At 40.1% G+C, this 10,285-nt stretch carries 11 protein-coding genes; 9 read left to right on the forward strand and 2 right to left on the reverse strand.

Translation table 11 applies throughout. The annotated features are described in order from the left end of the window. The 3 genes from V7164_RS00830 to V7164_RS00840 all read left to right on the forward strand — a co-directional run. Positions 1-188: hypothetical protein (locus V7164_RS00830; protein WP_335348058.1), on the forward strand; the 188-nt coding region annotated here is incomplete at its 5' end. A 355-nt stretch (positions 189-543) separates the two neighbouring features. Next, positions 544-1,029 (forward strand): hypothetical protein, encoded by a 486-nt coding sequence (locus tag V7164_RS00835; RefSeq protein ID WP_335348060.1) that lies wholly within the window; start codon positions 544-546, stop codon positions 1,027-1,029. A 25-nt stretch (positions 1,030-1,054) separates the two neighbouring features. Next, positions 1,055-1,570, forward strand: a complete 516-nt coding sequence (locus V7164_RS00840; protein ID WP_335348057.1) for a hypothetical protein — start codon at positions 1,055-1,057, stop codon at positions 1,568-1,570. Positions 1,571-1,863: 293 nt separating this feature from the next. Here the strand turns inward: V7164_RS00840 and V7164_RS00845 are convergent, their stop codons facing one another. After that, a complete protein-coding gene (locus V7164_RS00845; RefSeq protein WP_335353205.1) occupies positions 1,864-2,820 on the reverse strand; it encodes a Vgb family protein in 957 nt (318 codons plus the stop codon). Positions 2,821-3,348: 528 nt separating this feature from the next. Here V7164_RS00845 and V7164_RS00850 point away from each other — a divergent pair. Both V7164_RS00850 and V7164_RS00855 read left to right on the forward strand, forming a co-directional pair. Next, complete coding sequence (locus V7164_RS00850) at positions 3,349-4,848, forward strand: malate:quinone oxidoreductase (protein WP_335347841.1); 1,500 nt, start codon at positions 3,349-3,351, stop codon at positions 4,846-4,848. A gap of 164 nt (positions 4,849-5,012) precedes the next feature. Continuing rightward, on the forward strand, positions 5,013-5,966 hold the full coding sequence (locus tag V7164_RS00855) for an endonuclease/exonuclease/phosphatase family protein (protein ID WP_335347842.1): 954 nt from the start codon (positions 5,013-5,015) through the stop codon (positions 5,964-5,966). Between the two features lie 82 nt (positions 5,967-6,048). Here V7164_RS00855 and V7164_RS00860 read toward each other — a convergent pair whose 3' ends face one another. Then, positions 6,049-6,492, reverse strand: coding sequence for a GNAT family N-acetyltransferase (locus V7164_RS00860; protein ID WP_335353206.1), 444 nt, complete (start codon positions 6,490-6,492; stop codon positions 6,049-6,051). 195 nt (positions 6,493-6,687) lie between these two features. On the opposite strand from V7164_RS00860, the gene V7164_RS00865 reads away from it, so the two are divergent. From V7164_RS00865 to V7164_RS00880, 4 genes are all read left to right on the forward strand, one after another. Next, the gene (locus V7164_RS00865; RefSeq protein ID WP_335347839.1) at positions 6,688-7,044 is read left to right on the forward strand and encodes a nucleotide excision repair endonuclease; all 357 of its coding nucleotides are present in this window, start codon (positions 6,688-6,690) and stop codon (positions 7,042-7,044) included. Positions 7,045-7,126: 82 nt separating this feature from the next. Next, on the forward strand, positions 7,127-8,068 hold the full coding sequence (locus V7164_RS00870; protein ID WP_335353207.1) for a TRM11 family SAM-dependent methyltransferase: 942 nt from the start codon (positions 7,127-7,129) through the stop codon (positions 8,066-8,068). 84 nt (positions 8,069-8,152) lie between these two features. After that, entirely contained in the window at positions 8,153-8,971 is an 819-nt protein-coding gene (gene proC / locus V7164_RS00875) for a pyrroline-5-carboxylate reductase (protein WP_335347837.1), read from the forward strand. Between the two features lie 519 nt (positions 8,972-9,490). Continuing rightward, the gene (locus V7164_RS00880; protein ID WP_335347836.1) at positions 9,491-10,183 is read left to right on the forward strand and encodes a PspA/IM30 family protein; all 693 of its coding nucleotides are present in this window, start codon (positions 9,491-9,493) and stop codon (positions 10,181-10,183) included. Positions 10,184-10,285 lie beyond the last annotated feature (102 nt).

The raw sequence follows: 10,285 nt of genomic DNA on the forward strand, positions 1-10,285 counted from the left end.
ATCCAGCACCTGTTCAAGAAGAACAAGCAGCAACAGATGTTGAACATGATGAAGTAAGTCAAGAAAATGATCAAACAGATGCAACAGAAACTAACAGCTTCAATAAATTCTCTATTATGGATAAATTGGTTGGATACTATAAAGATTTAGTGACTGCATACTCTAGCTTTATGAGTTTTTTCAAATAATGCTGTGCTCTTTTCGGTAATACTTGTTAAGAAAGCGCACTATGAAGCGTCTATGACGAGCGTTATGAAAGATTTCCCTTTTTATGATAGTGTACAAGTTTTAACGGAAACATATTAATTAGATAAGGAAAGAGAGATTGAGGGGGCATTTCCCCTCCTTCAATCTACTTTATTAGTAACGAACGAGAGGCTATAGAGGCCTCTCTTTTTTCAAGTTATCTATGTTTTGGTGGAATAAATACCTGTGAGAAAACCAAGTATTAATCATATGGACATTATAGGACTGAATATCCTACCTTGAAGGCGTATTTAATGAGTATGGGGAAGTTTGGAGGAAAAGGGGGGATATTTATTGATGGATATAGGTCAGTGGAATGGTTACCTTGATGCTATTGATGCTTCTTTAGAGAAAGGGATGGCTGCTAAGGAAGTCGTTTGCTCCATTACGACGGGTTTCCGCATAATTCCTTCGTTACGGAATGCACCAGGGCTGAATCCGTACCATGCGACTGTAGCTGACATCGGCTACGGTTTTGATGCAGTCAGAGGAACGATTAGGCGGTTCCGCAATGGAGAAACGATTTCGCTTGGAAAAGAAATGCTTGTTTTGGATCTAGATACATTGCGCATTAGTGAAAAACAATTAAGCCCTAATTTTGAGCTAGTAGCAAAAAAAGCGACACCTGAAAACTATGAATTAATCGAGCAAAGTCGGTTTTTAAACCAGCAAATAGCACACCATATTAATGAAGCTAACAGGTTCGGCAAGGCTCTTTTGGGGAAGGAATGGAATGTGATTCTGAAACGCGTCCAAAACGTTCAGGCCATTCCGCGTCTTTAGTAGACTACTTAGGAGGAGAAAAGGAATGCCGCATCAAGCTTCTGTTCAGATGAGTGAAGAGGAACAACGGCTTTTATTAGATTGGTGGGAAACAACGGAACGAGGGACAATAGTGGTAAAACGCTTAGTTTCGTTAATGACGGAACTAAGGCTGAATCCTGAATCAAGCCGTGCAGATGGAATGATTTTGCTTTATCGTGCCGCATCTGAGGTTTCTTACGGTTATGCAGGGATGAGGGGCTGTATTCGCCGTGCTTTTACACCTGAATATTCCGAGGTTCTTCGGAATAATATGGTCAGGTGCCATAGCTTTGCACGGAGATTTTCTGTTGATACAAAGGTTCTTCTGGAACGAGTCGCTAAACAAATCAGCGGGGTAAGCGCGATGAAGATTGTAGATAGCATCCGTGACACCCTCCATGAAAATGACGCGATGCTAACAGAAATTGAGAATAAAATGAATCAGTTTTTTGGGAAGGAAACCCTTCAATCATTGCAGGCTAGCCATATGCAATCCATTACGCTGCCTCCTTCTCAATAACCATCAGCATAATGGGGACGTTAAGTTTTCCCTTATTTGTAAATCTAGTCTACATGGGGAACCTGGGACAAGAGGTCATGTCTTTTTGCAATAGGATAGCTTCTTCAGCGTACTATCGTAACTTTAAAAAGCTGAGGTGGGAAAATGAATAAAAAAAGGTTTTGTACGTCATTGAACATAAATAAGTCGGGCTGCACCTCAAGGATGCAGCCTTTTTCTATTCTTCAATAGAACCTTACCTTTGACTTTTTAATATAGGAAGCCCTTGGTCCGGTTCGTATTTTTCTAGTATTTTACTCCTCGTAATTCAGCGTGGCTGAATCGGTTTTGCCAAACGTCAGATAGAATGGCGCTCCTAATATTCCTGAAGGAACAAATACATCAAATGAGCCGCTTTCGACATCGTAGCGCCGTACAGAACCTGTATCAGGTCCGTCTCCCGTAATAGGGACAAACAGTTTTCCTCCCGGCCCGAACAGAATGGCCTGCGCGAAGGCACGGGGCTCTCCAACTACATCAAGGTCAATCTTTTTGATAAACGCGCCAGTTTTACCTTCAAAGACTAGGATTTTGTCGGTGTCATTTTCATCTGCCCGGAAGCTGGTGATGTAGAGGTTACCGTCCGAACCAAACACCAAGCCTTCAGGACGTTGGAGGTTGTTGACGTTATTGCTCGTAATGAATACATCAATTAACTCCATTGTCTCCGGATCGAAGCGCAGCACCCAGCCATTAAGCGGATCAGGAATGTTACGGACGGATACATACAGCAAGCCGTCTGGTCCGATAACTAGACTGCGTGGAAAAAATGGTCCATTGAATCCAGAGTGGTCGAGACTGCCTAGAAATTCCCCTGTAGTGCCATTATAGGATCTTACTTCTCCTGGCTGAAACCCTTCATCAGAGCTAGGGCCCAATAAGTCTGCCACAAACAGGATATTGTTGTTCGTGAGAATGATGCCTCGCGGTGTAAACGAGGCGCCTTCTTGGACAGAAGTGACGAGTTCACTAAGAAAAGCACCAGTCTTTCCATTATACTTCAACACGTTTCCGCTCTCGGGTTGATCTACTTTTGGATTGGAGACAAGGAGATTGCCTAAATGGTTAAAAATAAGACCATTTGGGCCGTTTAAGCCACCGCTTCCTGATGTTACAAAATTGCCATGGAATTCCCCGGTAACTGCGTTGAAACGTTTCACGGTGTTGTCACCTACGTCACCAATATAGAGGAAATCTCTGCGAATGCCCAAAAAAATCCCTCCTTCTAAAAAGTTTTAAGTAGAAAAATAACTTCTACCTACTTTAATTTATTCGAATGAGAGCTTTTCCGTAATGGACAACCTTCTTGATAAAATAACACAATTTCTAAATTATGCATTTTTAAATTCTCTAATAACAATAGTAAATGAAAAACTTTCTATAATAAGTTTCGTAGAACAGTAACAAAGTAACGGCTAACCAAAACCTTTCTCCTTTCAAGAAGCTAGGTTAAGGATTCGGTTTTTGAGTGTACCTGGTTCTTTTTGGTGAGCTTCTCACTTTTTCTCACCTTTTAAATAGTTTAAAATTATCATATAATAGTAATTATATTAATCTATAAATTAATGTGTTATACTTATAAGTGAATGTGATATACTATAAATAAATGTGATACACTGCGATAAGTTTATTATTGATACAGAATCGGTGTGGACTAGGTCGCGCCTTCGCTTGGTATGGCGCTTAAGAAGGAGAGCCTGCATCCTTTCTGCAAATTTTGGGAATAAGGGATGGTTAAAATGAGCAACAGCGAAACTAAAACTGACGTCATCTTAATTGGTGCCGGAATCATGAGTGCGACTTTAGGGACACTTCTGAAAGAATTAGTACCGGAATGGGAAATTTCAGTGTTTGAAAAGCTCGAAAATGCAGGAGAGGAAAGCTCTAACGAATGGAATAATGCGGGAACAGGGCATGCAGCATTGTGCGAGCTTAACTATACAAGCGAAAAACCAGACGGATCTATCGATATTAGCAAGGCTATCAAAATTAATGAACAGTTTCAGCTTTCTATGCAGTTTTGGTCTTATCTTGTAAACAGAAAGCTAATCAATAATCCGCATGACTTTATCATGTCATTGCCCCATATGAGTATGGTACAAGGGGAAGAAAATGTAACTTTTTTGAAGAAACGTTTTGAAGCGCTTTCAAATAATCCATTGTTCAAAGGGATGGAATTTTCTAAAGACCCAGCAAAACTACTGGAATGGATTCCGCTTATTATGGAAGGCCGTACATCGAATGAACCTATTGCAGCAACAAAGATTGACTCTGGAACAGACGTTAACTTTGGTGCTTTAACACGTATGTTGTTTGACCATTTAAAAAATCAAGATATTGAAGTTAAATACAAACATCAAGTTGAAGATATTAAACGGACTAGTGATGGTCTATGGGAATTGAAAATTTGGAATATGGAAACCGGTAACATCGAACGCCATACAGCAAAATTTGTCTTTATCGGAGGCGGCGGCGGCAGTCTGCATTTACTGCAGAAAACGGGCATTCCTGAAAGCAAACATATTGGCGGATTCCCTGTAAGCGGAATTTTTCTGGCATGTAACAATCCAAAAGTTGTCGAACAACATCATGCAAAAGTGTACGGGAAAGCTAAAGTTGGAGCTCCACCGATGTCTGTTCCGCATCTTGATACAAGATATATTGACAATAAGAAATCGTTGCTATTTGGACCATTTGCCGGCTTCTCACCGAAGTTCTTAAAAACGGGATCAAATATGGACTTAATCACATCAGTAAAACCAAATAATGTTTTAACGATGTTGGCGGCAGGCGCAAAAGAAATGTCATTGACGAAATACTTGATCCAGCAAGTGATGTTATCAAAAGAACAGCGTATGGAAGAATTACGAGAGTTTATTCCGACCGCTAAATCTGAGGATTGGGAATTAGTAGTAGCGGGCCAACGTGTGCAAGTGATTAAAGATACGGAAGCTGGCAAAGGAACGCTTCAATTTGGTACTGAAGTGATTAATGCCGCTGATGGCTCGATTGCTGCATTACTAGGAGCTTCTCCAGGTGCTTCTACAGCTGTTCACGTTATGCTTGAGGTCTTAAATAAATGCTTCCCGCAACATGTGAAAGAGTGGGAACCGAAAATTAAAGAAATGATTCCTTCTTATGGCATGTCACTTATGGATAATCCGGAGCTTCTGCACGAAATTCATACTTCAACAGCAGAAACGCTCGGTTTAATCGAAAAAGAACTAGTTCATAGTTAATTTTTTGGACGGATAAAAATATAGAACCTTTGATCTATCTACAGATTGAAGGTTCTTTTTTATACTCATCGTTTTCGCGCTATTCATCACCCTTAGGTTATATGCTGTGTCTCATTCCATATACATATACTACTTTGATCAAAAAGGAGTTTATAAAATTGGGAATGAAGGGCCGCATTACATTTATGACGTGGAATCTTTATGTAGGTGCAGACTTGGGATCTATTTATACTGCGGAGTTTAATGAACTTCCACAACGTGTAACCGAGGTATTTCGTCAATTTCTAGCGACCAAATTTCCCGAACGTGTGAAAGAAATTGCCCGTCAAATTGCATTGAATAAGCCTGATATCATTGGATTGCAAGAAGCGGAACTATGGTTGCTGCAAGTAGTGCCTGTACCGAGTTTACCTATCGTAAAATATAATTTTATTAAATTGCTGTTAAAAGAACTAAGAAAAATAGGATTACATTATGAAGTCGCGGCCACTAATGATAATGCTGCAGCATCACTGCTTTCTAGTGAAGGGAATTCAGTATCTTTGTTGGACAGAAACACCATTTTAGTCCGAAAGCGATCCGGGTTGCAGGTTATTCAATCCATATCAGAGGAATTCCAAAAAAATCTGGAAGTTACCATTGGGGGACAACTCTTTCTGATTGTTAGAGGATGGTCATACATTGATGTTAAAGCAAATGGACGTGTTTTCCGGGTAATCAACACCCATTTGGAACCTCTTTCTGAAGGTGTACAAATAGCGCAAGGGAACGAAATACTGAATGGGCCCGCCAAAACCAATCTTCCGGTTATTGTCCTTGGAGATTTGAATTCGGATGCTGATGGCACTGGTACACCAACTTACGGAAATTTTAGATTAGAAGGATTTGGGGATGTCTGGGAAGGAGCAGGTCAAGGGGACGGTTTTACTTGTTGTCAAGATGCGGATCTGTTAAATGGTCTATCCTTACTTAATAGAAGAATAGACTTTATTTTATTTAAAAACGGCTGGATGCCGATTCGTGCAGAAAGAGTAGGAGGAGACCAAAGCGATAGAACCCCAACTGCCCTCTGGCCTTCTGATCATGCTGGAATGGTTGGAACTTTATTTTTACCGTAATCTTTAGTTTTTCGGAACTTTTCCTAGTTTTAATTTGGAAAAATAAAAGCTGTCGGATACTTGGATCCGCAGCTTTTTGCTATTAAAACGTAAAGCGGGAAACTTGTTCGTCTCCGATCATTAACCCGACTATTTCTTGGAAACCTACTTTTTCGTAAACAAGCTTTGCGTGCTCATTAGTTGGTTCATAAGACAGGGTGATGGTTTGATGGCGATCCTCTTTTATATTCCTAATATCGTCTATTACAAGTTGAATCGCTTTTTTTCCATACCCTTTTCCTTGATGATTTTGATCAATCATTATGCGATAAATCCAATACTCATGGTCGTCTTCGTCAATTCCGTAGAGTGTAAATCCAATCATTTCCTCGTCGTAATAAATTCCTTTTGCGTGGAAGTTTTCAAGGAAATTCATCTGGGCCAATGATACCGCATTAGATGCCACAAACTTTACTTGATCTTCCCGGACACGCAGCGAAATGGCTTTACGCCAATTGTCTTTCGTAATCGTTTCTAAATACAACATATGTCAACTCTCCATTTCATTCATCAAAACTCCCTGAAAAAATAACACCTTCTAAGTTATTCGGTATAAACGGATCATTTCCTCCATTCCTGTTTTTCCATCGTGTATTATCTTTTATGAAAATGGGGGTAAATTGACTATTGCAGAGAGATATGTAAAAGTAAAAAGAGATACTGAAGGAGGAACTAAACCAAAGTGATAAACATAACGATTCCAAAACCAACTGTAACCATTACGAAACAAAAAAATCCTGAGCTCAGCCATATTTATGGGTTTACTGACTTTCATCTTATCCCTAGAGATAAGGGTGGTATTTTTATGTTTTATAATAATAAACAAGAGCTATTATTCGTTGGAAAAGCAAGGAAGTTGAGACCAAGAATTAAAAAGCATTTTGAGGATACTGTATCCCCAATCAAAATGCATAGAGATGAAGTTACAAAAATCGAAGTTTGTGTGATAGAAGATCCTGTACATAGAGAAATTTACGAAACTTATATCATTAATGAACTTAAGTCGAAGTACAATATAGACAAGGTGTTTTTTAGATAAAGCTTATTAAGAGAGAGGCAGTAGGTATAGTCAAATTAGATCATACCTATTGCCCCTTTTTTATTATTTTAAAAGGATGAGAATGGTGGTTAGTAAATATATTTATACGTATTCCTGCTATGAAGAGGAACGTTCATTATGTGATTTAGAAATGCGCACATTACTTGGAAGTGAGCCGCAAATCGGCATTGTGGAAAGCCATATAAAGATGAATCCTAGCCGAAGTCCATTTATAAAGGAAAGAATTTCCATTATGTTGGAGGCGGACAGCCTTGATCATCATCTCGAACAAGTTTCAGCCTTACAAGTAACGGGTGAAACGTTTAAAGTCTTATATGTAAAAAATGGCTCTACTTCAAAGATAGAAAAGGTAGGGTTTGAAAGTCGGCGTACTATTGAGAAGAAAATTGGACTACATATAAATGGAGTGGCTGATCTCCATCACCCAAAGCGATTGTTTGGCGTCATAGTGGTAAACGGCAGATGGGTATTCGGAGATTATGTTGAAGGTGAGCCTGTTTGGTTTCGGCATCAACAGAAGCCGCATAGTTACTCCACGGCGCTTAATACACGTGTAGCAAGAGCCATTGTCAATATTGCCATTCCTGATCCAAATGGAATCAAGGCCATTGACCCTTGCTGCGGAATTGGGACCGTACTAGTGGAGGCTCTATCAATGGGGATTGATATAGTGGGGAGTGACAGGAATCCACTTGTTCTTGGCGGAGCCAGGGAGAATATTGCCCATTTTGGACTTTCTGGAGAAGTGAAATTAGCTGATATCCGTGACATCACGAATCAATATGACGTAGCGATTATTGATTTACCGTATAATTTGTGTTCAGTCATCACTCAAGAAGAGAAGACTGAGATGCTTCAAAGTGCTCGTAGATTTGCTAGAAAGGTCGTAGTTGTAACCGTTGAACCAATCGATGAAATTCTTGTCAACACAGGGTTTGATATGATTGACCTAGCGGTCGTTAAGAAAGGATCATTTACCCGCGAAGTGATTGTATGTAAGTAAATTAATGGGATTTCCTTGTTTTATCTATAATAGAGTAAAAGTAGTAGCTTTAGCGATTCATAAAAAATGAACACTAAGGAGAATATGATGATGAAAGTGGGATTTGTTGGAACAGGGAATATGGCAAGTGCCATCATTAAAGGGATGATTAATAAAGAACATACAAAAGCGAATGATATTTTTGTATACGATGTAGATACTGAAAAGATGAATCAGTTTGTTAGAGAAACTGAAACGAACACATGTGAATCTTGTGAAGAATTAGTAGAATGTGCGGATATATTGGTTTTAGCAGTCAAACCGAATCAATTTGAGGCCGTTTTAACGCCATTGAAAGAATGTATTAAAGCAAAGAATCCACTGATTGTTTCTATTGCGGCAGGTACTTCGATTGAAAAGATCCATAAGCTTACAGAGGCAGGAAGTGAACTCGCGATTATTAGAGTCATGCCGAACGTAAATGCCATGATTGGTGAAGGGGCTGCAGCTGTTTGCGGAAATAAAGCTGCTAGTCAGGAACAAGTGGACTTTGTTCTAGACATGTTTAATGCAATTGGCATGGCAATTGAATTACCTGAACATCACTTCAGTACCTTTACGGCCATTGCTGGTAGCTCACCTGCTTATGCGTATTTATTTATTGATTCCTTGGCCCGTGGTGCTGTGAAAAATGGATTGCCGAAAGATTTAGCCAATAAAATTGCCGCACAAGCTGTTTTAGGAAGCGCAAAGATGATTCTTGAAAGTGATGAGGATCCATGGGTGCACATTAATCGAGTCTGCTCTCCCGGCGGGACAACGGTAGCCGGATTAGTGGCATTAGAGGATCAGGCTTTCATCTCAACCGTGATCAAGGGTGTGGATGCAACGATAAAAAGAGATGAAGAATTAATGAAAAAATAATTGTCGTATTAACACTTTAATTAGCAGTAAACATAGCATGCGCTCAGAGGATTATTATGGCTTTGAGCGTATGAGTGGCCAATAACGGAGCCACAGTCCACTCAAAAATTTAACGGACTCTCCTTCCGCTATTTACTAAAACTCCCCAACATCCAAGTGCTAACGGACATCAGTTCCGTTAATCGATGGAAATCATACGAAATTTCCCCTCTTTAACCCTAATAGCGGAACCACAGTCCGCTCAAAAATTTAACGGACTATCCTTCCGTTATTTACTAAAACTCTCCCTACTTCCAAGTGCTAACGGCCACCAGTTCCGTTAATAGCTACTTCCATAAGAAAAGACTCATAACCAAGAATCCATATCATAAGGTGTGTCTAGTGTAAGAACAGCGGGACAAAAGGGACGATTAACCTGTCCCATAAATACCACGGCAAAAAGTGAAACTTTATTGAAAAGTGCACAGTATAATGTAGTAATGGTTTCCACAAATGACCATTACGGGAGGAGCGGAGCAGATGAGTATGATCACAAGGTTTAAGGATATTATGGCAAGCAATATTCATGCATTGTTGGATAAGGCAGAGAATCCGGAGAAGATGATTGATCAATATTTAAGAAACCTAAATAAGGATTTAGGGAAGGTAAAATCGGAAACGGCCTCGGTAATGGCTGAGGAGCAGCGGTCAAAAAGGGTATTACATGAGTGCCAAGAGGATTTGGAGAAGATGGAACGCTATGCGATAAAAGCACTAGAAGCAGGGAATGAGGGGGATGCGAGAAGGTTTCTAGAGAAGAAGGCAGAATTGACAGCGAGATTATCTGAGTTGCAAACCGCATATCAATTGGCTTTAGAGAACTCTCAGCAAATGAAGCAAATGCATGATAAGCTTGTTGCGGATATTGGCGAGCTGGAATCTCGAAGGAATATGCTGAAGGCGAAATGGTCAGTGGCAAAGACCCAGGAACGAATGAATAAGCTTGGAGCATCAGCTGCCCAATCAGGAGAGTCGATATCTGCATTTGAGCGAATGGAGGAAAAGGTCAATCGCGCACTAGATGAAGCGAATGCCATGGCTGAACTAAATGCGGGCCCGAAGGATGATATTGCTGACCTAGCAGCTAAATATGATGAAAAGGGCAGTGGCAGTGGCAGTGACAGTGACATTGATCGTGAGCTTGCAGCATTAAAAGAGAGGATGAAGAAATAAGGTTGTGGGGCGGGAAACCTGTCTAAAAAATTTGTTCTCATTGCCTGGAAGAGCATCTTTTGCCTTTCGCGGTAAAAGACCCACATGTTCATTGCCCGAAAG

Source organism: Bacillus sp. JJ1474 (assembly GCF_036965225.1).
Classification (GTDB): domain Bacteria; phylum Bacillota; class Bacilli; order Bacillales; family Cytobacillaceae; genus Cytobacillus.